Origin of the sequence: Hominisplanchenecus faecis (assembly GCF_020687205.1) — a bacterium.
Taxonomy (GTDB): Bacteria; Bacillota; Clostridia; order Lachnospirales; family Lachnospiraceae; genus Hominisplanchenecus; species Hominisplanchenecus faecis.
Genome location: NZ_JAJEQE010000025.1, coordinates 16,672 through 42,658, shown reverse-complemented (window position 1 = coordinate 42,658; position 25,987 = coordinate 16,672). Strand labels below are relative to the sequence as shown.

General features: G+C 38.6%; 20 protein-coding genes, 3 tRNA genes and 1 pseudogene. 20 read left to right on the top strand and 4 right to left on the bottom strand.

The features are described 5' to 3' along the window. The first annotated feature begins 5 nt into the window (after positions 1-5). The 5 genes from LKD42_RS08600 to LKD42_RS08580 all read left to right on the top strand — a co-directional run bounded on the left by LKD42_RS08600 (position 6) and on the right by LKD42_RS08580 (position 3,281). Positions 6-77, top strand: a tRNA-Asn gene (locus tag LKD42_RS08600). Between the two features lie 48 nt (positions 78-125). Beyond that, positions 126-197, top strand: a tRNA-Glu gene (locus tag LKD42_RS08595). A 4-nt stretch (positions 198-201) separates the two neighbouring features. Beyond that, positions 202-272, top strand: a tRNA-Cys gene (locus LKD42_RS08590). Positions 273-518: 246 nt separating this feature from the next. Continuing rightward, positions 519-1,583 (top strand): GTP-binding protein, encoded by a 1,065-nt coding sequence (locus tag LKD42_RS08585; RefSeq protein WP_248835442.1) that lies wholly within the window; start codon positions 519-521, stop codon positions 1,581-1,583. 315 nt (positions 1,584-1,898) lie between these two features. Beyond that, positions 1,899-3,281, top strand: coding sequence for a leucine-rich repeat domain-containing protein (locus LKD42_RS08580; RefSeq protein WP_248835441.1), 1,383 nt, complete (start codon positions 1,899-1,901; stop codon positions 3,279-3,281). A 50-nt stretch (positions 3,282-3,331) separates the two neighbouring features. Here the strand turns inward: LKD42_RS08580 and LKD42_RS15400 are convergent, their stop codons facing one another. Continuing rightward, on the bottom strand, positions 3,332-3,559 hold the full coding sequence (locus tag LKD42_RS15400; RefSeq protein ID WP_248835440.1) for a hypothetical protein: 228 nt from the start codon (positions 3,557-3,559) through the stop codon (positions 3,332-3,334). 158 nt (positions 3,560-3,717) lie between these two features. Between LKD42_RS15400 and LKD42_RS08570 the strand changes: the two genes are divergently transcribed. From LKD42_RS08570 to LKD42_RS08510, 14 genes and pseudogenes are all read left to right on the top strand, one after another. After that, positions 3,718-4,878 carry a M56 family metallopeptidase gene (locus tag LKD42_RS08570; protein WP_248835439.1) on the top strand — a complete coding sequence of 387 codons (1,161 nt, stop codon included), beginning with the start codon at positions 3,718-3,720 and terminating at the stop codon, positions 4,876-4,878. Further along, positions 4,865-5,107, top strand: coding sequence for a hypothetical protein (locus LKD42_RS08565; RefSeq protein WP_248835438.1), 243 nt, complete (start codon positions 4,865-4,867; stop codon positions 5,105-5,107). The genes LKD42_RS08570 and LKD42_RS08565 overlap by 14 nt, the downstream gene beginning before the upstream one ends. A gap of 41 nt (positions 5,108-5,148) precedes the next feature. Then, on the top strand, positions 5,149-5,997 hold the full coding sequence (locus LKD42_RS08560) for a hypothetical protein (protein ID WP_248835437.1): 849 nt from the start codon (positions 5,149-5,151) through the stop codon (positions 5,995-5,997). Positions 5,998-6,010: 13 nt separating this feature from the next. Then, entirely contained in the window at positions 6,011-7,318 is a 1,308-nt protein-coding gene (locus tag LKD42_RS08555) for a leucine-rich repeat protein (protein ID WP_248835436.1), read from the top strand. 196 nt (positions 7,319-7,514) lie between these two features. Continuing rightward, on the top strand, positions 7,515-7,895 hold the full coding sequence (locus tag LKD42_RS08550; RefSeq protein WP_248835435.1) for a BlaI/MecI/CopY family transcriptional regulator: 381 nt from the start codon (positions 7,515-7,517) through the stop codon (positions 7,893-7,895). Positions 7,896-8,799: 904 nt separating this feature from the next. Further along, positions 8,800-9,522 carry a DUF6273 domain-containing protein gene (locus tag LKD42_RS08545; RefSeq protein ID WP_022118527.1) on the top strand — a complete coding sequence of 241 codons (723 nt, stop codon included), beginning with the start codon at positions 8,800-8,802 and terminating at the stop codon, positions 9,520-9,522. Between the two features lie 14 nt (positions 9,523-9,536). Further along, entirely contained in the window at positions 9,537-12,992 is a 3,456-nt protein-coding gene (locus tag LKD42_RS08540) for a VWA domain-containing protein (protein ID WP_248835434.1), read from the top strand. 196 nt (positions 12,993-13,188) lie between these two features. Further along, a complete protein-coding gene (locus LKD42_RS08535; RefSeq protein WP_248835433.1) occupies positions 13,189-15,750 on the top strand; it encodes a hypothetical protein in 2,562 nt (853 codons plus the stop codon). A gap of 498 nt (positions 15,751-16,248) precedes the next feature. Beyond that, positions 16,249-16,620: a hypothetical protein gene (locus LKD42_RS08530; RefSeq protein ID WP_248835432.1), complete on the top strand. Its 372-nt coding sequence runs from the start codon at positions 16,249-16,251 to the stop codon at positions 16,618-16,620. Further along, positions 16,621-18,219, top strand: a complete 1,599-nt coding sequence (locus LKD42_RS08525; RefSeq protein WP_248835431.1) for an ATP-binding protein — start codon at positions 16,621-16,623, stop codon at positions 18,217-18,219. It abuts the gene before it with no gap. Positions 18,220-18,404: 185 nt separating this feature from the next. Beyond that, positions 18,405-19,091: pseudogene (locus LKD42_RS15395) on the top strand (substrate-binding periplasmic protein); the annotation flags it as partial. Between the two features lie 240 nt (positions 19,092-19,331). After that, the gene (locus LKD42_RS08520) at positions 19,332-21,278 is read left to right on the top strand and encodes a response regulator (RefSeq protein ID WP_334301362.1); all 1,947 of its coding nucleotides are present in this window, start codon (positions 19,332-19,334) and stop codon (positions 21,276-21,278) included. After that, positions 21,271-21,534 (top strand): hypothetical protein, encoded by a 264-nt coding sequence (locus tag LKD42_RS08515; RefSeq protein WP_248835429.1) that lies wholly within the window; start codon positions 21,271-21,273, stop codon positions 21,532-21,534. The genes LKD42_RS08520 and LKD42_RS08515 overlap by 8 nt, the downstream gene beginning before the upstream one ends. Before the next feature lie 92 nt (positions 21,535-21,626). Beyond that, a complete protein-coding gene (locus LKD42_RS08510; RefSeq protein ID WP_248835428.1) occupies positions 21,627-23,549 on the top strand; it encodes a hybrid sensor histidine kinase/response regulator in 1,923 nt (640 codons plus the stop codon). 122 nt (positions 23,550-23,671) lie between these two features. Here LKD42_RS08510 and LKD42_RS15505 read toward each other — a convergent pair whose 3' ends face one another. The 3 genes from LKD42_RS15505 to LKD42_RS08495 are packed head-to-tail and all read right to left on the bottom strand — an operon-like array spanning position 23,672 to position 25,269. After that, positions 23,672-24,037 (bottom strand): hypothetical protein, encoded by a 366-nt coding sequence (locus tag LKD42_RS15505; protein WP_248835427.1) that lies wholly within the window; start codon positions 24,035-24,037, stop codon positions 23,672-23,674. A 12-nt stretch (positions 24,038-24,049) separates the two neighbouring features. Further along, entirely contained in the window at positions 24,050-24,979 is a 930-nt protein-coding gene (locus LKD42_RS08500) for a relaxase/mobilization nuclease domain-containing protein (RefSeq protein WP_248835426.1), read from the bottom strand. Continuing rightward, entirely contained in the window at positions 24,946-25,269 is a 324-nt protein-coding gene (locus LKD42_RS08495; protein WP_248835425.1) for a MobC family plasmid mobilization relaxosome protein, read from the bottom strand. The genes LKD42_RS08500 and LKD42_RS08495 overlap by 34 nt, the downstream gene beginning before the upstream one ends. A 135-nt stretch (positions 25,270-25,404) precedes the next feature. Between LKD42_RS08495 and LKD42_RS08490 the strand changes: the two genes are divergently transcribed. Beyond that, on the top strand, positions 25,405-25,977 hold the full coding sequence (locus tag LKD42_RS08490) for a V-type ATP synthase subunit I domain-containing protein (protein ID WP_248835424.1): 573 nt from the start codon (positions 25,405-25,407) through the stop codon (positions 25,975-25,977). Positions 25,978-25,987 lie beyond the last annotated feature (10 nt).

Genomic DNA, 25,987 nt, shown 5'->3' with positions numbered 1-25,987 from the left:
TGTGATCCTCGATAGCTCAATGGTAGAGCATTCGGCTGTTAACCGAAGGGTTGTTGGTTCGAGCCCAACTCGGGGAGTTAGCACGCGGTATGTTCATACTACGTGCATATTTATATCTTAAATCTGGCTCCTTGGTCAAGCGGTTAAGACATCGCCCTTTCACGGCGGTAACACGAGTTCGATTCTCGTAGGAGTCATTATGGCGACATAGCCAAGTGGTAAGGCGTGGGTCTGCAACACCCTGATCACCAGTTCAAATCTGGTTGTCGCCTTGAATTAAAGTTCTGAAATCAAATTGATTTCAGAACTTTTTTTGTGCTATATGAAAAGTTCTGTTGAAAAGGAAGACTGGACAAAGTGTGGATTTTCGCTTATAACTACATCAGATATGCGGTGACGGGCAATAAGTTTGTATCAAATGGTAGTAGAGGCATGCTTTAATTTGCCATCGCTGATATTAGTTTATAGATCCCGACATGTTTGAATAAATGATAAGGATAAGGAGGATGAACGATAAAATGATAAAAATAGATTTGATCACCGGATTTCTTGGTGCAGGAAAGACAGCATTTATAAGAAAATATGCAAAATATCTGATAGACAGTGGAAAAAATATTGGTATTCTGGAGAATGATTTTGGTGCAGTCAATGTAGATATGATGATGCTTCAGGATCTGATGGGCGATCAGTGCGAGCTGGAAATGATCTCCGGTGGATGTGATCCGGAAACACATCGCAGAAGATTCAAAACAAAACTGATCTCCATGGGAATGTGTGGATATGACCGGATTCTGGTTGAGCCGTCCGGTATTTTTGATGTGGATGAATTTTTTGATATTCTGCATGAAGAGCCTTTGGATCGCTGGTATGAACCGGGCAGTGTCATTACGATCGTGGATGCAAATCTGGAAGAAGAGATGTCGGAAGAAGAAAATTATATTCTTGCGAGCGAAGCAGCCAGTGCAGGCAAGATTGTTTTCAGCAAAATAGGTAAAAATCTGAAAACAGAAAAAGAGGCACAAATGGAAGAAAAAGGATCTATTGCAAAGGCAGAAGAATCGATTTCCAAAGTGCTTGCACATATCAACATTGCATTAAAACAAATCAAATGTGAGCGTGTGATAGAGGAAAAAGATTGTCTGTGTAAAAATTGGGATACGCTGACAAAAGCAGATTTCCAGGATCTGATGTCAGCCGGCTATATACCGGAAAATTATCAGAAGCTGGATTTTGAGCAGGATTCCGTTTTTGAATCCTTGTACTTTTTGAATAAAAAAATCAGCGTGGAAAATATGAAAAAAGCGGCGGAAGAGCTTTTTCAAAATCCGGACTGCGGGCATATTTTCAGAATCAAAGGATTCTTAAATACCAGCTACAAAGAAGAAGTAATGATGGAAAATAAAACGACAGATGAAATGGAAAAAGCAGATTTCTGGGAAGAATTTAATGCAACACGCAAAAATATCAGCATCCAGCCGGTAAAAGAAGGACAGGAAGTGCTGATTATGATCGGGGCAGGGCTGAAACAGGAGAAGATAGAAGAATGCCTGGAGAGGCATTGCACAGAAGGGTTTGAGAAATAAATAAGAAGTTGTCGGTGGTTTCATGGCAGGCGTAAAGAATTGAAATACCGAGTGTTTTGTTAAGATGCTGTCAAAAGCTCCTGACCTGCCAGAGGTTGTTTAAGCGGGAATTGTTTTTCAGACGCAATGTTTTCTACTTATCTCTAATCCATTGTTTTTACATTATATTTTCAAAATGTAAATATAATGTAAAAGTGAAATCAAAGGTATTGTTTTTTGATAAATTGTGGAGTATAAAGAAATTACAAATACCTCAGGCTGCATGAACGTAAGTGATGCCTGATATGCGATTCTGAACAGGGAAAGGGTGGTTTTATGAAGAAGAAATTTTTGAAATTGTTCACGTCGGTTGCAATGCTGGCTCTCGTATTCTGTCTCCATCAGAATGTCCGGGCAGAGGATATTGCACAGCCAACGGAAAAGGATGTCTACATCCATCACGATGATGGAGAGGACTATGTAGCCAATCGCTATGAAAGAGCGATCGTGGTAGACCGTGTGGTATATCAGTATCTTCCGGAGAAAGACAGTTACCGGATCGTAGCATTTGATGATAACGATGAAGAATTTCCGGAAGGCATTACTTTTAAGCCTCGTTCGGAAGTAAGAGGCAAACCGGTCACAGGAATTTACATTGACGGGGAAGAGGACGGACCGAGCTATCTTACACGGCTCAATTTAGTACTCCCGGATTCTGTAAAAGATATTGAGATCAGCGGTGCAAGTTTTGGTTCTATTACATTACCAAAGTTCCTGATTGTCACACCGGGAGTAATATTCGAAAGTGATTTTGAGCAGATTATTATTCCGGAAGGAACTACAAATGTGAGTGGGATTCATAATATTTGGAAACTCCGAAAGATGGAGCTTCCGTCTTCAACAAAAAGAATTGGAAAATATTTCTTGGAGGACAGCTCGGATCTGAGAACCGTATACATTCCGGAAGGAGTTACCGAGATTGGTGCAGAAGCGTTTTCCGGATGTCCGAAACTTGAAATTTATATCCCGGCAAGTGTAAAGAAGATCGGTAAAAATGCATTTAAGAAAACGGATGAGTACGGACAGGTAAAAATGATCTATTGTGCCAATAATTCTGCCGCACATAAGTATGCGAAGAAAAATCATCTTCCATATACGATCATAGATCCGGTCAAAACTTCGTATAAAGCGACAGACCTGTCACTGAGCACAAAACAGATCAGTATGCCGATCGGTGCAAAGAAGAGAGTGCTTTATCAGGTAACGCCGGTCTATGCTGCCAAACGTAATGTAAAATTCAGCAGCAGCAATTCCAAAGTGGTATCTGTAAATGCAAAGGGTATGCTGACGGCAAAGAAAAACGGAAAAGCAACGATCACCGTTCAGTTAAAAAGCGGAAGTAAAAAGAAAGTGAAACTGAAAGTCGTTGTCCAGCCTCGGGCTCCGTATCTTTCGGCAGACAGCGTTGAGAATAAAAATACAACGGTATTTACCTGGAATAAATCCGAAGGCGAAGAAGGGTATGAGCTCAGCTGTTCCGATACGAAAAACGGAACCTACAAAGTCATCAAAAAAGTGACCGGCAAAACAAAGATCACATTCAAGGCATCAACAAAGAAATATTACAAAATCCGTGCCTGGTATAGAACAGCAAAAGGAAAGAAGTATTACAGTGATTATTCAGAGGCTGTATACCACCTGGGACATATGTGGTTCTGAAATTAAGATTCTGAAAAAATAGATATTTTATGATGCCAGGGTCAAAAGGTCTAAATCCACATGAGCTTGCTCATAGGTGGATGAAAGACCTTGGGACCCACCCCGATATGAGCATAAAAGTGGGATGATAATCCCACGATATGCGAATACTGGGGTGCTATGTGCCACTGGCACATGTTTAGCACCGACCGAAGCGGAGCGTAAAAAGGATTGTGGGAGTGCAACGCACGGAACAATCCGTAGGCATCATAGTTGGAGACTTTTGACACCCACATCATTTTATTGAAAGGCTGCAATCGTAAAAGGTTGCAGCCTTTTGTACTTGACAGAAATATCGGAAGTATTTATACTATTATTAATATAAATGAAAAATATTAATAATAAATATATAAAAACTTTAAATTGTAAATAAAATAACAGAAAAACAGGAAAAGATATGACGTTTAATCTTGGTTCACTTTGCATGGCGATTTTATGGAACAGTATTTTTATTGCAATTGTTTTCTGGATGGGAAAAAAGAAAATTTACACGACGCGAAAGGGGATTCATCTGACACTGATGTTTTATTTACTTGGGCTTGTCAGGATGATATTTCCCATTGACTTTCGACCATCTATAGGGATTCAAGTATCAAAAGGAATATTTCCGATTATAAATAATGTAATAGGTCTTGAAAAACACAATTTATGGGGAAGACAGTTTACAATAGCAAATGCTCTGGCAGCGATCTGGCTGATTATTGCAGGGGTTTTCATGTTGCGTTATTTTGTGAAATACCAGGAGATGCGTCGCATTTTTCAAAAGTATTCCACAGAAGCAAATGAGCAGTGCCAATCAGTTCTTAGCAGAATCAAACAGGAAAAAAAGATTAAAAAGAAAATAGCAGTATATCAGAATCCGGGGATTACTATTCCTTGTGCGGAAGGTGTATTCCGGTGGAATATTTATCTTCCGGACTACGATTATTCGGAAGAAGAATTATATTATGCTTTGCTCCATGAATGTACACATTTCACAAATGGAGATCTGTACATAAAATGGCTGACGCAGCTCTGTCGTTGTCTTTGCTGGTGGAATCCACTGGTTTACAAAATGCAGGATACATTGGAAAAAAATCTGGAAATCCGGTGTGATCTTACTGTGACCGAAAAACTCAGTCAGAAAGAGCAGTTAAGTTATCTTGGAACTATCGTTAAGACCTTGAAAAATGCACAGAAAAAAAGAGGCAGCGGTGTTTTGTACGGAGTCCATCTGGCAGATAAAAATGGAGAAGAGTTAAAAGAACGATTTGAAATTATCTGCAAAAATCAGGATAAAAAAACAGGACGAAATCAAAAGAGAAAATATATGGTATATTTTTTCCTTATGATTGTTCTTTCATATACGGTGGTTATACAGCCAGCTTATGATCCGCCGGAAGATGAGATTATAACAGAAGAAGGTATGGAAGAACTTACTCCGGATAATACCTATGTTCAAAAAGAGGGAGATAAATATTATATGATATATAAAAACGATAAAGATGAGATATCGAAGGAAGATGCAGAAGAAATGAAAATGAGTGGATTTGAGGTGAAAGAAAATGAAGAGAAATAAGGTGGAAAGTATATTGTTGATTGCAGTGCTGGCTCTCAGTATACAGACAGGGAGTTATAGTGCAGCAATAACCGATAGAGAGCTGGATCAATATTATGCAAAGAACATTCAAGAGAAAAGCACAGATGTTATTGTATGGAAGTATCGGGTATGGAATGGAAAGAAGCAGAAAAGGAGGTGGAATAAAACAAAAAACAGATGGGAAGATCCGGCATGGAAAGACGTATGACAAACAATGTGTAGCAAACAGAAGAGAAAAGGAGAAGAACTATGGCAAATAAAAAGGGAGATACAACAAGGATTCAGGCAGTTCCAGATGTAAATAAATGTACAAATCTGGGATGTTATTCTATGAAAGAAAGGGAAGCATATGCAGTAAAGACACGCAAAGATCAAATGCTCAGTACCATATATTATTTTCCAGATTTTCAAAAACCGTATACTAAAACATTTAAGGTAGAAAAAGGGGCATTGGGACACGGAAATGGTATGTGTTGTGCAGAAAAATATATGTTTTTTGGCTGCTGGGTAAAAGATCCGGATAAAAGTGGAAGAGAGCAGCAAAATTATTTGATTCGTGTCAAATATGGAAAATTGACGGATAATCTGACGAATGGAATTAAAATTAGCGTTCCAGAAGCCACAGGAGCTATTGCTTTTTACAAAAAAAGCCATTTGATTATCAAAGTGAAACCTCGAAATGGATATTTGACTTTTATGATGGGCAAGATATTAATAAATGAAAACGGAACAGCTGGAAGATTTGATACTCTTTGGACATTTTATGTAAAAAACACAACGGGTTTTTCAAGGGGACAGGATATTTATTACGATGCACAGACAGATTGCTTATTTATACCGCAATGTAATGATCATAATAATGTAAATAAAATTATGGTAGTAAATCTGTCCGGTGAATCAGAAACATATAAAGGAAATAAACTGTATACTCCACAGGATATTATCACGGTTGATAAGAGGAAAGACTATAGCAAATATGAAATAGAGTCATTGGTAATAGCTCCAAAGAGACATATTGTCATGGTGGCAAATATTGTTCCAAAAGGCACTATAACAGCAGATGATGCAGTGGAAAGGATATCAAATTTAAAATTTTAAAGGGGGAACTTTTATGTTCAGACAGTTTAAAAATATCATGTTAAAGGGCATAATGTTGTTTGCTTTGTTTTGTATACTTCCGATAATGGCTGCAAATGCGGCGGACAATGAGGCAAATCCGTTTGAAGGAAAAATTTATGAATCGGACTATGCTTATTTTGAAAATGCAGTGGCTGTAAATCATGTAGTCTATCGGTATATGCCAGAGACAGACAGTGTTCTTGCAGAATGTATTGATCTGAACAGTACTTTGAAAAAACATATGACGCTCACTATAGAAAAAAACGTTCTCGGGAAACCGGTTACGGAGATTGGTGGATATTTTACGGATCCTTATTATATGGATGCAAAAATAGGATATCTTTTTGATAAAATTTATATTCCAGATTCAGTAAAAAGTATTAATGGGCCGTCTTTCAGCGAGTGCACAAATGTAAAAAGTATCTATATTCCGGACAGTGTGAAAAAAATAGACGGTCAAGCATTTGAAGAGTGTACAAGCTTGCAGAGTGTTCGTTTACCGAATGGTCTGAAAGAGATAAAGTATGGATGTTTCTATAACTGCAAAAATCTGCGAAAAATTGTCATTCCAAATGGTGTGCAAAAAATCGGGGCCGATGCCTTTGCGGGATGTGAAAAACTTGAAATTTATATTCCGACGAGTGTCAGGAAAATCGGAAAATACATTACCTTGACGGATGTTAAAAAAATTTACTGTCAGAAAAATACGGTAGCGTATAAGTATGCGAAAAAGAATAAGGTAGCTGTTGAGATTACAGGGACTAAGAGAACACAGCAGAATTATGTTGCACAGAAACTTCTGTTGAAGAAAAATGCAGTTACTTTAAAGCCAAACAGTTCCTATCGGGTTGAGGCAGAAATGGTTCCTTTCTATGCCTCTAAACAGGAGCTGACATACAGCAGCAACAAACCGGAAATTGTAGCAGTAAGTGATGAGGGATTTGTTACAGCAAAGAAAGCGGGATCCGCTGTTATCACAGTAAAGACAACGGATGGAAGCAAAAAGAAAGTCAAACTGAAAGTAACAGTACGGCCAGAAAAACCGGTGAATTTTATTGCTCAGAAAAAAGGAAAAAAGAAAGCTGTTTTCAGTTGGGATCCGGTAGCAGGTGCAGCGGGATATGAGGTTGCCCAGGCAGATTCTCAGAAAGGAAAATATACCACCATCTGTCAGCAGAAAAAGAAAACCAGCGTGGAACTGAAAATATCGAAAGATAAATATTATAAGGTTCGTGCATGGTATAAAAAAGATGGAGAATTAATCTATGGAGCTTTCAGCAAGGCAATAAAAGCATCATAAAATTTTGCAGATTCAAGATAAATGGGCTGCGACCGAAGAGGTGGCAGCCTGTTTTATGGAAAATACACAGAAGGCTTATAGTGAGTTTGACAGGGATATTTGATTCGTTTAAAATTATTAATTATGAGAAAATAAGATGGTTCGTAGAGATATATGATTGATAATGAAAAACAGGCAAAACGGAAGGAGCAGAGAAATGAAGGAACTGACAAAAAGTGAAGAACAGATGATGGATATTTTCTGGGACAGCAAGGAGGCACTGACCAGTGTAGATATTGTAAAAATGCAGGTGAAAGCAACCTGGACAAATGGGCTGGTACATAATATCATTCGTTCGCTTGTTCAGAATGGATATCTGAAAGAATGTGGAATGGAGCAGTTCGGACGGCAGTATGCCAGAAAACTGATGCCGGCACTGACAAGGGAAGAATATATCGCAAAACTGATGATTCAGAAAAGTGAAGGGAAGAGCTCTGTGAAACAAATATTGGTAGCACTGGCGAAAGAAAGTGAGGACATGGAACAGGTCATCGAAGAACTGGAGGAGATCATTCAAAAGCTGAAGGAAGAACATTGATTTAAGTTGAACGCACGCATAAATTATTTGAAAATTATATGAAATTAACACAATTATCAAAGAATAAATGTCTGAATATTTAGAAAATAAAATAATTAAATAAAAATATAAAAATAGTGTTGACAAATGAGAAGAAGCGTGCTACTATAATGACAACAACAAAGAAAGCCAAAGACAAATAAAAAAACTACCTGTCAGGAGACGAGAAATCCTGGTAGAATAGAAAAAAAGTCAGAGGCAAGGTTGTAAAAGGAACTGAATAACACGTAAGAACAGAAAGTAGAGGTCAAGTCCAATGGATGGGTCAGAAATAACAACTGTTCAGTATAGACGTGGTATGGCTGGTGTTTCCTGCAAAAACAACCTTTAACGATATAATTTCAGAAGAGATCGAATTTATAACAGATAATCGGAGATGGGAAAATCTGAAAGATATGGTTAAAGAGTAACGAAACAGCCACTATATTGAAGGATTACCACATTATTCAAAGGTTTTTAGATTATGTGTAAAGAAATATAATCTAAAAAATATAAGTATTTTATATATCATTCTCAGATATGGTTTTTACAGAACAGTCGGTTACTTTCATACAGTCGAAAGGAATAGAACCACATTTGAAGAAGAAATATATAGAAGAACGTATAGAAAATAGATATTCGGAAAAAGATATTTGAAACTTTGGGTTAAATAAAAAGCAAATATTATATATCGACTATAATATTTAACATAAATAGCAGGAAACTTTGAATAGAATCCTCCGATTACATTCTAAATAAAAATACAATTAAATATTGAAAATAAGGGAAACCGTTACGGAAAGTAGTGGAAGTAACGGTTTCCTTTTTTGTTCTTAAAAACAATTCTGTTACGAAAACAATTCCAAAAAATATAAAAAGGTGCAGCATGAAAAAAATAATGATTCTGATAAGCGTAATCTTTTTGATGTGTACAGGTATATGGTTTCGATTTCATACGAAAGAGTGCCGTGTAGTATCGGATCTGGCATATGATAAAAATAAAAAGGGTGATCATCTGGTATATATCCGGGAAGGGCATGAACTGGTTCCATTTCTGGTATTGACTTCTGATTATAATGGCGAGACACTACTGTTGAGGAAAGAAGTACTGAAAATGAATATGCAGATAAATTCTTATGAAGCGTATTATGAAAACAGTTTTATGGATGATTATTTAAACCATGAATATATCAGACAGCTTCCGGATGGGATGCCTGTTTTGGAATCTGAGATTAAGATAACGGATGAGAAATCATTGGGAGTTTCAGGAACAGGGACAAAAAGTATAAAGAGAAAGATTTTTTTGCTGGCATACAGTGAGGTGATGGAAGATCAGAATATAAATGCAGCATCGGAAGGAACGTTTCTTAGATTTTTTGAGAAGGAAGAACAGCGTATTGTTTTGAAAGAAAATCAAAAAAGCAGCTGGTGGCTGCGAACGCCGAACACATATTATACTTCCTGCGTTTATGTTATTGGGGCGAATAACAAGATCGGCTTTTCCAATGCATATGATAAAAATGGAGTGCGGCCGGCATTTTGTGTGCCGGGGGACTGCAAAATGGAAACCGATCAGGATGGACACAGAGTATTGCAGCAGAGGCAGTAAAGGAGTTTGGGAATATGAGAAAAATGAAAAGGATCATCAGTCTTTGGCTGGCTGTTATTTTAGTGATCACCGGTGTGAATCTGCCATTTGGCATCCTGGAAATCCATGCGGCAGCAAATGTGAAGCGGTATACGGTATTGGTGCTGGATACCTCGGACACAGCAGAATTTACATATAATAATGAGACGATTTACACGGCAGATACGGCATTATCTGATGTCAAGAGTGCTGCCGGGAAATTTATCCGGGATATCAGTGCAACAGGCGGAGATAATTATGTGGCGGTCATTTCTTATAAAGATTATGCAACTACTGTATCTGGTTTTTCAAAAGAATACAGCTCGCTGATCAATAAGATTAATAATCTTTCCGCTTCCAGCACGACCAGAGATATATCAAGTGGTCTGGAACTGGCAAATTCTATGTTAAATCATGCAGATAGTGAAAATGTGATTAAAAATGTTGTGCTTTTTTCTACCGGAATGACCAACGAAGGCGATTATAATTATGATGGTTATTACGATGGAAATGTTGTGGGAAATGCATGGCACAGAAATGATACAAATGTTCACCTGTATGCATATGCAAATCATACACTGGAAGAAGCAGATCTGTTAAAAGATCAGGGAATTAACCTGTATTCTATCGGTCTGTTCAAGACGATGGCAAATATGCCGCAAGAAGGAAAGAATATTGCAGAATTTTTCAAAATGACTGCGTCTGATATCGCAACATCCGAGGATTATTTTTATCCGGTGTATTCGGTGGATGATCTGGAATTTACGTTTGGAGAGGTCGCAGATGATATTCTGTCTTCGGTAAAGGAGATAACGTTTACCTACAGTGGAGACAGTACAGCCAAATGTTATTATTCGGACAATTATTTTGCAAAGAGTGCCTATAATTATAATCCGAGTCTGGCAACGATGTCGCTCAGTTTTGCAATGTCGGCATTTGGAAGCAGTGATGGCGGTCAGACGGATTACACCAATAAAAGCAGCAATGCCAGAGCGTTGTTGAAAGAAATGGGATTCGCAGATGAAAATATAGCAGTAAATGACTGGTTTACGAAGAAACCGACGACGGATTCGATTGGCGTTATCATCGGAAATAAACCTGTGAAAGTAAAAGATGAGGAATATACACTGATTGCAGTTGCTGTCAGAGGCGGCGGTTATGAGCAGGAATGGGCAAGCAATTTTACGATTGGTACATCCGGACAGCATCAGGGATTTAATACTGCGAAAAATAATGTTCTTTCTTATTTGAAACAATATATTTCCAAGCAGGGAATTTCCGGACAGGTTAAAATATGGGTCACGGGATACAGCCGTGCAGCGGCAACAGCGAATCTGGTGAGCGGTGAACTTGATAAGGGAATCGCTTTGGGAAACGATATCTCGTATCAGAGAAAAGATGTTTATGGTTATTGTTTTGAAACGCCGGCAGGTGCATTGAGCGAAGAGGTAAATGGGGATTCAAAGTATGATAATATATTTAATATTATTAATCAGAGTGATCCTGTGCCTTATGTAGCACCGGCAGCCATGGGATTTGGCAGATATGGTATTGATCGATATTTGCCGTCTGCGGAGTCAGAACCGGAAGATTATGCAGATCTGAAAAAGAAAATGCTGGCGATCTACCAGGCGATGCCAACAACAGAGAAGTATGTTGTAGATGATTTTCAAATGAAAAAAATCTCTGTGGACAATCTGACCTGGAATGCGGTTGGGTTCTTAAAAGATGGGCTGATCGTTAATGATACGAAACATAATTATTCTCAGGGCGTATTTCTGTCAGATTATGTTACAATCTTATCTAAAAAATTTATCGTAAACAGAGAAAATTATGTTGATCGTTATCAGAATGAGATTCGGGAGATTTGTTCCGTAGTTTTTGGTTGTACCGATGAACAGTCAGGACGTCTGACGGATTCGATTGTATCGCAGGTAAAGAGTGAATGGTATAAATTTGTGGGTGCATATATCTGGAATACCGGGATCAATCCATGGGGAACGGAAGAAAAGGCATTGAAAATCGTATCGGGATGGCTCAGGAAAGCACTTCAGGATGCAGGAATCACAGATTATAATGAGCTTGTCATTGATTATGCGGGTGTGAAACTGAGTGATCTGATGCTTGCACTTGTCAGCAATCATCCGAATTATTTTACAACGGCTGTTTTAAATGGAGAAGGACTCGGGGCAGCTCATTATCCGGAACTGTGTTATGCATGGCTGGCATCGATGGACAGCAATTATGTCGGAACAACTGCAAATCGCCTGAACAATGGCGGATTCCGGATCATTCGAATCAACTGTGAGGTTGATGTTAAGGTTTTTGATGCAGAACAAAATAAGATTGCATCGATCATCAATGAGCAGTCGGATGAAACAGGAAGTTATATTGCAGGGGTGGATAACAATGGGCAGAAATATGTTGTCCTTCCGGTGGATGAAACTTTTTATGTGGAAATGACTGCACGTGAAAAAGACAGCGTCAATTACAGCATCAATGAATACAGTGCTCTGGCCGGTGAGTATACGCGAAACATCAATTATTTCAATATTGAGATGGAAAGAGGAGAAGTGGTGGAAGGCGTTCTCCCAGCATACGATAAAGCGGAGCTGGAGAAGGATACTCCGGAAGGTTCCGATGCGGAGTACAGACTTTATGATGCAGATGGAAACACAATAAATTCGGATTCGGATTTGTCCGGAGACGATGCAAGAAATGCATATTTTACGGTGGAAGCACTTGTATCTGATGAAAAAGCCGGAACTGTGATTGGCGGAGGTATTTACCAGTATGGGCAGTTTGCGAAACTTCAGGCAATTCCGGAGGAAGAATATGTTTTCGAAGGATGGTACAGAGAAGGAATACTGCTTTCAAAAGAAGAGGATTACAGGATACAGATACTGTCTGATGAAAGCATTACTGCGAAGTTTGTGAAAAAGCGGACACCAAAAGTGGTAAAACTTTCAAAGACGAAATATGTATACGATGGAAAGACAAAAAATCCAGGCGTTATTGTACTTGATGGTGATGGCAACAGAGTATCTTCCGATCATTATACGGTATCGTATCAGGCAGGAAGAAAGAAGGTTGGTCAGTACCATGTAAATGTAAAAATGAAAAATAAATACTGTGGCAGCAAAACACTTTCTTTCAAAATTGTTCCGAAAGCGACGAAGATCACCAAAGTCATCAAAAAGAAGAAGGCACTGAGTATTTCCTGGAAAAAACAGAAAAAGCAGGTGTCAGGATATCAGATTCAGGTATCAACAAGCAGAAAATTCAAATCAAAAAAGACAAAAAATATCAGTGGTATGAAAAAGAACAGTACTACGGTATCCAAGTTAAAATCCAGAAAGAAATATTATATCCGGATCAGAACCTGGAAAAAGAAAAACAGAAAGAAATACTATTCTGCCTGGTCAAAAGTTAAAATCGGTAAGACCAAATAAGAGTATCGGGGAGCCGCAAAAAAACAGCGGCTTCCTTTTTGGATATTTCCGGGGAAAAAGAACCGGTCAGACGGAAAAATTGCGAAAACCCTCGGTTTGACAATGTATTTTTGGTGTAGTATACTTTAAAAACATGAAGAGTAATAGTAGAATAAAATAGGATAATAACAGGCAGGAACATATACGAGGTGAAACAGTGGATAAATACGAATACAACCTTAAGTTAGAAGAAATAACAAAGCTGGCTGATCAGGGATATTATGAAGATGCGGCAGATATTATTGATACGATTGACTGGCGGAGAGTAAGAAATGTCAGAACGCTTTGTATGATCAGCGAAATTTATGAAGAAATCGGAAGATTGCAGGACAGTAAGGCACTTTTGCTTCGTGCATACCGCAAATCTCAGGCAGTGAGAAACATTTTGTTCCATTTAACGGAGATTTCCGTAAAACTGCGGGAGTTTGATGATGCAGCGGAATTTTACAGTGAATTTGTTGAAGCAGCACCGCACGACAATTCACGTTATCTTTTGAAATATATGATCTATCGAGGCAGAGGTGCGGCGATCGAGGATCAGATTGAGATTCTGGAAGAATATAATCAGAAAGAATACACGGAAAAATATGCCTATGAGCTTGCAAAACTTTATTATCGTGCCGGACAGAAGGAGAAATGTGTTGATGCTTGCGATGATCTGGTTGTGTGGTTCAGACAGGGCAAGTATGTTATCCGTGCACTCGAACTGAAACAGAGGATCAAAGCACTGACACCGGTACAGCAGGCGATTTATGACAACCGCAACGAAGCTACCATGCCAAAAGCGGAAATGGTAGAAAATGTTGCACCGGATCTGGAAAAAGCTATTCTGGAAAATATGCCAGAATCCAGCAAAGAAGTGATCACGGATGATGTGATTTCTGTAACGGAAAAAGAGATCGCACAGAGCGTCGCAGAACATACAGCTGAAAAAGAAGAAAATGATGATTACGGAATCTTTGCAGCATTTTCTGAAAATCAGGAAAAAACCGATCAGGAAGAACAGGATTTCCATAAGGAATTGCCGGTAACGACCCCGGAAAAGACTGTCGATCATGAGAATGCCGCAGAGAAGGCAGCGGATGATGCAGAGGTCGATGAGAAAATTGTGGATGACGCAGATTCCGAAGCGGAAAACGTATCAAAAGAAAAGGCAGATGCAGCCGGTCAGGATGCACCGGCAAAAGCGGATAAAAAATATGAATTTAATACAGAAGACCTTCAGGCAGAACTTGCAAAGAGTATGCGGGATATTCTCTCCGGTATTCAGAGAAAACCGGATGAGAGTGACATTATCGAACCGATGAATGATGTGACTGCCGAGGCAGAAGAAGCAGCTGAAGAAGTTCCGGCAGAAGAGATCAAAAGAAACAATATTGATGATATTCTGCTGTCCATGAGTCTTGCACAGAAAGAAGCGGCAATCGCAGCAGTTCTGGGCAAAAAGGTTGAAGCAGAAGCACAGCCAGTGAAAGCAGCAGAATCACATGTGGAGGAAGTCGCTGAAGTTGAGCCGGAAACAGAGGTTGAACTGGCTGAGAAAATAGTTGAGGTTGCACCAGAAGTTGAACCACAGGTTGAAGAAGTGGCTGAGGCTGAACCAGAAGAGGCAGCACCGATTGAGAAAGTAATTGAAGAAGTAGCAGAGCCAGAAGAGACACCACAGGTTGAAGAAGTAGTTGAGGCTGAACAGGAAATAGAAGTGCAGCCGATTGAGGAAGTTGCGGAAGTATCTCAGGCTGACCCGGAAACAGAAGTGAAAGAGGACGCAGTCGAAGACGCAAGTGCGAAAAAGGCGGCCCTTGGAAATACAAGGGATATTGCAAAAGAGATTGAAGCGGAGCTTGAGAAACAGGCGGCGGAGCTCGAAAAGCAAGAGAAGGAAAAGCAGGCCGAAAAAGAAAAGGAAGAAAAAAAAGAAGCAGCATCTGTAAAGGAAGAGGATGCAGTTCCGACGGATCTGACGGAAGAACAGAAGTATAATTTCTCTTATTTTGCAACGGTGGCAGGGCTGAGTCAGCAGATTGCTTCGGCATTATATATGGTAATGAAGAAGATGAAATCTACAGATCAGACGTCCAGAGTCGGCAATCTGATCATTCTTGGTGCAGAGGGCAGTGGAAAGTCTACGCTCGGTATTCGTTTTGCAAAGACAATCAGTGAAGAAAAAGGCGAGGAATCTGTAAAGATTGCAAAGATTTATGCAGAGGATTTCAATAAAAAGGATATTCCGTCTACGGTTGCCAAGATTGCGGGTGGTACGCTGATCATTGAGGAAGCCGGTGATCTGGATGATGCCGTTGTGGAACAGCTTTCCAAAGCGATGGAGTTCCGTACAGATGCACTTCTTGTGGTTCTGGAAGATGAGAAGAAATATCTGAAAGAGCTGTTTGAGAAGCATCCGGATTTCGCAGAGAAGTTTACAAGCGAGATTGTTATTCCGGTATTTACCAATGATGAACTTGTCGAATTTGGACGTACTTATGCTTACGAGGAAGATTACACGATCGACGAAGAAGCAATCCCGACGCTCTATGATAGAATCAGTGAGCTGCAGGAAGCGGGTAGACCGGTTACTGTGATCGACGTCAAAGAGATTGTGGATGAGGCCATCCGCCAGTCTGAAAAGATCGGATTTCGGAAACTGAGCATGGTTCTCTCCAAGAAGAGATACGATGCGGATGATCGTGTGATCCTCTACGAAAAGGATTTCAGATAGAAAAAAGAGTCTTCTACGACTGAGTTTGAGTAATCCACACAATCATAAGATACCTGTATTTATGCGGGTTACAAGCAAATTTGCGGGAGTGTAAAATAAAGTGTGTAAGTTGAGAAAATAAAATTTCAAAGCTTACGCACTTTGTTTGCTATACAGAGTGTGTTAAGATAGCAGGAAAGGATGAAAAATATGAAAACGGGGGATTCTGATGGAAGAACTCAGAGCTTTAAACGATGAAATGGAGATGTTTGTCAAGGATGCTTTGACGAGTTAATTTGCAAAAGTATTATTGCACAATATTCCAAGGACAACCCGCTTCATGTTCTGTGTGATCTGTCCCGTTATCCATATTCTTATAATGAAAATGGTGAGATGAAGGGGATTATCCCGGATTACTTCCGGAAAATTGCAGACTATGCCGGGATTTCCTATGAGTTTCTTACACCTGCCACCAGAGATGAGTATATTGCTTATCAGAAAAATAAGGAAGCCACAGATATGAGTATCGATGCACGCCTGGAAATAGATAACTATGCTGAGACGAAAAAATGGGGGCTTACTGCACCTTTCATTACAATGCAGCTGGCAAGGGTGACACGGCGTGAATTTGATGGAGAAATCAATGTTGTTACTGTTTGGGTTCTTCTTATTTTCGGATGGCTGCTGACTACTATGGCTGTGATAGCAATGCGTCTCAGTGCAAGAAAAAAAGCTCAGAAGGTAGCCCAGGAGAAGGCTGAGGAAATGGCGGAACTGGCAGAGCATGCACGGGCTGCAAACAAGGCAAAACAACATTTCTGTCACATATGTCCCATGATTTTGGGATATATCGAAATAAGAAGTATGTTGCATCAGTGGGAGATATTATAGATGAGAAAAAATAATTTCATGAATAAAATTATAAAGCTAAAAGGAAGTATATTGGCAGGGATAATACAAATTTTTGCCTGTCTTATTGTATATAAATTTAATATTCCAAATCCGAATATTGTGTTATTTGTTGTGCTTTCAGCGTCAATAGTACAATCCGGGTATTTGGCAGGGATAATAAGTGGTGTTATTGCTGTTTTATATTCAGCATTCTTTTTTTCCACAGATCACAGTTGGATCTTTTATACGCCGATTAATCGTGACAAGCTGTGCGTGATTGTGTTGGGAGTTATTTCTAATATTATTCTTGTCGGAAATTTACAAGAAGCAAATAGACAGGCAGAGCATAAGATTGCCAAACTTGAATCAGAGAAAAAACAAAAGAAGAAAGAGCTTGAGCAGCAGGATGAGTTGCATAAAGCATTAATTGCAGCAGACACTGCGAATCGGGCAAAATCTACATTTCTTCTTAATATGAGTCATGACATTCGCACACCACTCAATGGAATCATGGGTCTGCTAAAGATCAATATGGCACACAGTGATGATGAGGAACTTGTACGTGAAAATTACAAAGAAATGGAAAAGGCGGCAAACCATATGTTATCTCTGATTAATGATGTCCTACAAATGAGTAAATTGGAGGATGGCAGGGAAGAATTATCATTAGAATTAGTCTGTTTACCTGATGTTTTCTGTGATATGAAAGCTATTATAGATGGAAGTGCTCTGGATAAGGGAATTTCAGTGGATTTTTCAGAAGATAGTATTTGGGTACATCCGTACGTTATAACGAATCCGCTGTATTTGCGACAAATATTTTTGAATATATATGGAAACAGCATTAAATTTACAAATTTTGGTGGGAAAATTTCGACAAAACAGGAATGTATAGAAGAAAAGGATAATGTAATTACCTATCGATGGATAATTTCTGATACAGGAATTGGCATGAGCAAAGAATTTCTGAAACATATTTTTGAACCGTTTGCACAAGAAAGAGCTGATGCCCGGAGCAATTATCATGGAACCGGACTTGGCATGGCTATTGTGAAAAAAATGATTGATAAAATGGAAGGCACGATTTCTGTTACCAGCGAAGTGGGAAAGGGATCCACTTTTGTAGTTGAATTGCCTTTTGAGATGGGAGCTGCACCAGAAAAATCTAAGAAAGAAGAGGCGGATAAAGAGAATAGCATTCATGGTTTAAATCTCATGTTAGTAGAGGATAATGAGTTGAATGCCGAGGTTGCAGAAATACTTTTAGAAGATGAAGGTGCAATAATTACAATGGTTAATGATGGACAGCAGGCTGTCGAATTATTTAATAATAATCCGGTGGGTACATTTGATGCAATACTTATGGATATTATGATGCCGGTAATGGATGGATTGACAGCGACTAAAGCAATCCGGGCATTAAATCGACCAGATGCAGGAATAATTCCGATTATTGCAATGACCGCCAATGCTTTTGCAGAAGATGTACAAAGATGTTTAGATGCAGGAATGAACGCACATTTAGCTAAACCTTTGGATATTGAAAAAGTGAAAAAAACGATTTGTGAACATACAATTGAATTATATAATAAAGAGTAAAAGAATGTAATTACTCTGTTAGTAAATTGACACAAGTTGGCTGTAGAGTATAATTATAGTAAAAGTATAGCAGAAGCTGTCGCAAAGATATTTATAAAAATGTTGTGGGGGTATTGAACATTAATGAATGTAAAATTAAAATCTGGAAGCAAGCAAGCGACTGTAGCCTGGAGAGTGGGAGAAAGATGAAGAAGTGCAAATTAGTACAGAATATAAGAAATTTCAAATTTTGTTACTTTATATTTTGTACAATGATATGCTTGGTTGTTTTTCCTGTTTCCACATCTGCCCAAGAAAACTCTGATCATGTTATCCGGGTAGGATCTTTTGAGGAAACTTATAATGTAGTCAATGAAAAGGGAGAAAGAAGCGGCTATGGTTATGAGTATCTTCAAGATATTGCAGGTTATGCAGGATGGACATATAAATACATAACAAGTGATTGGAAAAACTGCTTTACACAGTTGGAAAATGGAGAGATTGATATTCTTGGTGACATTTCCTATACAGACGAACGTGCTGAAAATATGCTTTTTTCCGATATGCCTATGGGGGAAGAGAAATATTACATCTATACGGATGCATCCAATATGGATCTTACAGCAGGAAATTTGGATTCTTTTGAGGGAAAAAATATTGGTGTGTCTAAAGATAATATAGTGGAGGATGTGCTTAATGAATGGGAATCAAAATATGGTCTGCATACGAAGCATATCAATGTTTCTACAACCACAGAAATTATGGACAAACTGTCGAAACATGAAATTGACTGCTTCGTTTCGGTAGAAGAATCCCGTTGGGAAGAATCGGATATTTCACCGCTTACAAGTATTGGAGAGACAGAAATCTATTTCGCTATAAATCCAAAACGTCCGGATATCAAAGAAGCACTGGATAGTGCTATGCGCAGAATCAAGGATGACAACCCATTTTACACAGATGATCTCTACAGGCGTTATCTTTCTGCACAGAGCAGCTCGTTTCTTTCAAAAGAAGAAAGGGAGTGGATCGGGCAGCATGGAGCAATCCGGATAGGGTATCTGAATCAGGATGGAGGTATCAGCAGTGTAGATCCATCAACAGGCAAACTGACAGGTGTTATCACAGATTATGTGGATCTTGCAGAAAATTGTCTGCAAGGTCAGACTCTGGAATTTGAATTAAATGGATATGATACAAGAAGTGAACTGCTTCAGGCATTGCAGGATGGAAGAATAGACCTGATTTTTCACGCAAACCAGAATCCATACTTTGCAGAAACAAATGGATTTGCTTTGTCGGATACGCTGTTGACTCTCAATATGGCAGCAATTACGGCAAAGGATTCTTTTGATGAGAATAAAGAGAATATAGTTGCCGTTGAAAAAGATGATTTTGCATTGAAAGCATATCTTTCATACAATTATCCGCAATGGAAGGTTGTGGAATATGAGACATCAGATGCAGCAGTAAAAGCAATGCAGAAAGGGGAGACGGATTGTATTGTAAGCAATTCAGGTACTGTTTCAGACTATTTGAAAAATAATAAGCTTCATAGTGTTTTTCTGACAAAAGAAGCTGATGTTTCATTTGCTGTTCAGCAGGGAGAACCGGTTCTTTTGTCCATTCTGAATAAAACACTGACATCTATGCCTACAACTCAATTTTCAGGTGCAGTAGTTTCGTATAATGCTTCTTCACGAAAAGTTACAGCGAGGGATTTTATTCAGGACAATTTACTGGCTGTCTCACTCATAGTTGGAATCTCTATTTTTGTTGTCCTGTGTATCATTCTTGATTCTTTGAAAAAATCAAAACGTGCGGAAGAAAAATCCAAGAAGTCTGCTGAGCAGGCATTGAAGCTGAATCAGGAGCTTGAAGAAAAACAGCAGGAATTACAAAATGCACTTGTAGAAGCACAGAGTGCCAATAAGGCTAAGACTTCCTTTTTAAATAACATGTCTCATGACATCAGAACACCGATCAATGGTATTATTGGCATGCTTACGATTCTTGAGAAAAGCGGAAATGATGCTGAGCGGGCAAAGGATTGCATGAATAAAATATATGAGTCATCGAAGCTGCTACTATCATTGATAAATGATGTTTTAGATATGGCAAAGTTAGAATCAGATACAGTGGTTTTTGGTGATGAATCCATCAATCTGGATCAGGTATGTCAGGAAATCACGGAATCACTATCTTTTCAGGCAGAAGAAAAAGGACTTCATGTTATAGGAGAACATGATGATTACAGTGGTATATATGTTTGGAGCAATGCAGTTCATCTGAAAAAAATATTGATGAATCTGTTTACAAACAGTATGAAGTACAATAAGGTGAATGGTTTTATTTACATGAGTATGAGAACGATTGAAAGATCAGAAGATCACATGACATGTGAATTTAAAATAAAAGATAATGGAATTGGAATGTCAGAAGAATTTATAAAAAATGAATTGTTTACTCCATTTGTACAGGCAGATAATTCCCCACGTTCTGATTATAATGGGACAGGTCTGGGAATGCCTATTGTGAAACAACTTGTAGAAAAGATGGGCGGAACCATAACAGTTGAAAGCAAGCTTGGTGAAGGAAGCTGTTTTACTGTAATACTTCCATTTAAAATTGATACAAATGTACGGCCAGAAGAAAAAGAAGATTTTGATGCAGATATATCAGATATCCGGGTATTGCTGGTTGAAGATAATGAGCTGAATGTGGAAATAGCAGAATTTATGCTGACGGAAAATGGAGCTAAAGTAGAAACAGTGAACAATGGGTTAGAAGCTGTTCAGCATTTTGAAGCTTCCGAACCGGGAACATACGATGTTATTTTAATGGATATTATGATGCCGGTGATGGATGGTCTTACTGCTGCAAGAACAATAAGAGACCTGGAACGGCAAGATGCAAAAACAATCCCTATCATTGCTATGACTGCAAATGCATTCAGGGAAGATGCCGAAAGGTGTATGGAAGCAGGAATGAACGCACATCTTGCAAAGCCGTTGGATGATGAAAAAATTAAGCAGACCATAAGAGAAGAGTTGAGAAAGCAAAATGCCTGTCATGAATGATTATGAGGCAACCGCAGCAATCAGGAGCCTTCCAGATGCATGGGAAAAGCGGACAGGAAACAGAGGATGTGCATCGGAGAAACTGTATCAGCTTTGTGATACCATGGTTGCACCGAAATACCGTCCGCTGATACGTCCATTTCTGGATGTTTCTACACTTTCAGCCAGATTGAAGACGGAAGAATGTATTTCTACAGAATACAGGATGTGTGATGGCAGTTGGCACAGGATGCTTTTTACTGTAAAAAAAGGATGAGTCTGGAAATGTAACCCATGTTTGCAAAATACGTGAAGAGTTGAGGCGTTTTTGTATTAAATTAAAATTAGGTAAAAGGCATGTGAAATACGATGATGAAAAATAACTATATAAAACAAAAAAGAAAAGATCAAAATCCGGTAAATCATTGGAAAATTTTTGAGGGACAGTTGGTATTCCTTCTGGCAATGGTGATTTTGTTTGTTGTTGCATATACTTTTATTTTACAACAAGCATATACCCAAACTGCTCTGAAAACAGAAATTGAACGAGATATTTCCAGTGCAGATGCGGTTCATAAGCTGGTAAATGACAGACTGGGACGAAAAGATTTTAATGAAATAAAAAGTAAAGCTGATGAGAATACAGAACGATTCAAGAATATGTCGACATATATGAATGAAATCAGAACGCTGAATTCTACGAGATATATTTACACAGCAACCAGAAATGAAGACGGTAGATTGATTTACGTTGTAGACGGACTGGATCCATCGGCTGGTGACGTCAGACATCCAGGAGATCCGATTGAAAAGGAGATGGTTCCTTATATAGAAAAAGCACTTTCTGGAAAAACAGTATATTCTCAGGATATTGTTGATACAACATGGGGACCTATTTTTACAGCCTGTTATCCTGTGACAGCGGAAGATGAATCTAATGAAGTGATAGGTGCTTTCTGCATAGAAATGGATATGCAGAAAGCGTATGGAATGGTTGAGAAGACGAATAAGTTAAGTATTGTACTGGGATGCATTACAGCGTGTATTTTGTTAATATTATGTACCTGTGGATATTCTGTATATAAGAAGCAAAAAGAAAATGAGCAGAAACAGCAAAAACTGTTGCAGGAAGCTGCAAGACTGGCCGATTCAGCTAATAAAGCAAAATCAACATTTCTGTTTAATATGTCTCATGATATTCGTACCCCTATGAATGCAATCATTGGATATGCAGAATTGGGAGAGAAACATTTAAAGGAGCCAACTATATTAGAGGATTACTTTGAAAAAATATTATTGTGCGGAAAGAAAATGCTGCATTTGATTGATAACATTCTTGAATTAGCACGAATCGAAAACAACCAAGCAACGCTGGATGAAACAATAACTGATGTTTCTAAAAACTTTGATTTATGTATTGATATGTTTAGGAAACCGATAGAAGAAAAACATCAAACACTGAAAGTCAATAAGAACATTCGATATCCATACCTGTATATGGATGATGCAAGATCATCTGAAATTACGATTAACATTTTGAGTAATGCTGTGAAATACACGGGTGAAGGCGGTAACATAAGCTGTACATTGAACCAATATCCCGATGAAAAAGAAGGTTGGAGTGTATTAGAGCTTATCATAGCAGACAACGGAATCGGAATGTCAGAAGAATTCCAAAAACATATTTTTGAATCATTTTCACAGGAACGATCTTCGTCAGACAGCGGAATAGAAGGTAGCGGACTTGGCATGGGAATCGTGAAGAAACTGGTGGATTTAATGAAGGGCAAGATCACAGTTCAGAGCAAACCGGGAGCAGGTTCTACTTTTACAATCACGTTTCCATTAAAAATAGCAAATGCGGAAGAAAGGAATCCGAAACATGCAGACGGTCAGTTGAATATCAAAAAACTGGAAGGAAAAAGGGTTCTTCTGGTAGAAGATAATGACTTGAACGCAGAAATTGCAACGGAACTTTTGACGGAAGAGGGAATCATGATAGAAAGAGCCGAGAACGGCGTTGCATGTATTGATATGTTTAACAAAGCAAAGAAAAATTACTACAGTCTGATTCTGATGGATATTCAGATGCCGATTATGAACGGATATGAAGCATCCAGGAGAATTCGAGAACTGAAAGACGATAACAAATCGCAGATTCCAATTGTTGCAATGACAGCAAATGCGTTTGAAGAAGATAAGAAGATGGCTTTGGCAAGTGGCATGAATGATCATGTTGCAAAACCAATAGATATGAATGTATTATTGCCGACTATTATGAAATATATGTAAAGGAAGAAGAAGGACACTGATTTTGCAATCAGTGTTCTTCTTACATATCAGTCGACTAAAGAAAAACATTTTATAGTTGTACATTATCTCGTTGAGAAGGGTAAATCTGTGAACTTTGTTCACTAAGCAGAGCAGTGAAATTTTGACGAATAATATTTAAAGTCTTTTGCTTTTTCAGTAATTTTTGTTTCTCCCGGACAGTAGCAGCCGTTTAGATTCAAGGTTTTCAATCCGTTTCTGGATTTTTTTAGAGCTAGGGATTTTGGTAACGCCCAGATCCTGAAGCCCTTTTTTAGTGAATCGTGCAGTTGGTATTCTGTTTGATGTTTGGTCCGGTATGCTTTTGGATTTTTAGCAGATTTGCAATCTTCAATTACCTTACGGCAGAGTCGATAAGAATCGAAATGCTTTTGGATGAGTCTTTGAGTACCCAGTTCCGCACTGATTTCTGCAATCCGCTGATCAGCTGCTTTAACAGAATTTTCCATATCGGAAATAGGCTACTGAAAGTCTTCGTAGTTTAGCAGATTATTTTCGGAAAGATAATTGAAGGTGCGTGCCGCTTCTTTTAGATTATTGAGTTTTGCCCAACGTTCAAATCCCTCCCAGTTACCGGTAGTGACATACGTGGAAATATTGATATATAGTCGAGCCTCTTTGGACAGATGTTTTGATGCTTTGGTTTTATAACGGTTTTTCTCTAGACGGGTACGGACATTTTCTCCCGTATAATAACTCCCCAGTAATTTCATATATGTGAAATTTTTTTGCTCTGGTGCACGGAAAGAAAGATGTTTTCCCTGTCGGACTTCATATCCAGCCAACTGCATTTTCTGTAAAAACTCATTGTAATTGACAGAAGACCAGATTGCCTTATCCACGGCAACACGTAGCTTGGCTTTCCAACTGGTTCCACGATGATATTCCATGTTCTCTTTATAGCTTTTACCTTTTTCCCCGGTTGGCATACTGGTGGCAAGTCCATTTTCATGACAGATACGATTGCTGATTCTGCAGAGCTTATGGTAGCTCCGCTTATTAGAAACATACTTGTGATGATCAACAAAGCTTGCAGCATTGAAGATGATATGGTTATGAATATGATTTTTATCAACATGAGTGCTGATCACGTATTCATATTTTCCTTTCAGTACTTCGTCTGCAAATTGTTGCCCTAAGCGATGGGCATTTTCGGCATCAACTTCTCCAGGTTTAAATGACTGGATCAGATGAAATGCCAGGTTATCGCCTTTATCCAGTCCATTCTTTTTTGCCATTTCTCTTGTCATAGAAAATTCAAGATCTGCAGTTTCTGGGGAACAGCCAAAACTGGAAACTAACAGTTTTTCATCTGTCTTATCTGGATTTGTAATATAGTCCAGAGCTTTCTTGTCTGTTACTTTAATGGGGAAGATTTTAAGATACGCCATAATTCTTTCACCATCTCTTTCAATTCTTGTATTTCTTCCGGATACAGATCTCCGGTGTTGTTTACTTTTTTCGCAATCTGATTGATATTTACGCCAATCTTGTGCATTTCCTCATACTGTTTCTTTAGCGGAGTAGTGTCGGTGTTGACGATGTAACCGTCGATTGCCATTTTACGCAGATAAGCTCCCATGTTTTTGGTCTTTGATTCTATCATCTTCCTGCGGATAAGTTTCCTTTCTTCTTCGGTAACATAAAAATGGATTTCTTTGTTTCGCTTTCTCTCAGCCATTGCTGTTTCTCCTTTCTGTGAGAGGCAGTATAATCGTTGCTTTCAGTGCTTTTTCAATTTAGGGCAGGGTACCCTAAATTGCAATTTGTCACATAGATTAACAGTAGAAGTGTGCTGTTTAAGAAGCCCAGGGAAGTGCCAAAACAGATAGAGCAAACGGAAACTGAACACCCAGAGCATGTTGCTGAAAATAGCATAGCAGCAGTCAAGATAACAAAAGAAAAAGGGGCAGAACCGGAACAACCTAAAATGACGAGGCTTGCATCAAAGTATCCGAAACTATTTAAAGTGAATAAAGAACTGGAAGATCAAAACGGTGCAATTCAACAGAAACAAAAACAGCTTTCTGCAAAGAAGAAAGAACTGTCAGAAGTCACGGGATGGTTTAAAGGAAGAAAGAAAAAAGAATTGCAGAAAGAAATTGATGAACTGAAAAGCCAGATCAGAGATATGAAAGATTACCTTCCGAGGATTGTGCAGAAAATCGGATATAGAAGTGTACAGGAATTTTTAAAAGATTTTAAGGTTTCTCAAACTGAGTATAGCCAGTATCGAACTGCAATAGAAAAATGGAAGAAAGAAACTGGCAAAGAGCCAGTAGCACATGGTATTAGAGCAAAGCTGGCAGAAAAGAAACAAGAAATACAGAATGAACAGAAAAATAAACAGCATACCCGTAGTCAGAACAAAGATCGGGGAGCAAGATAGGAGGACAATC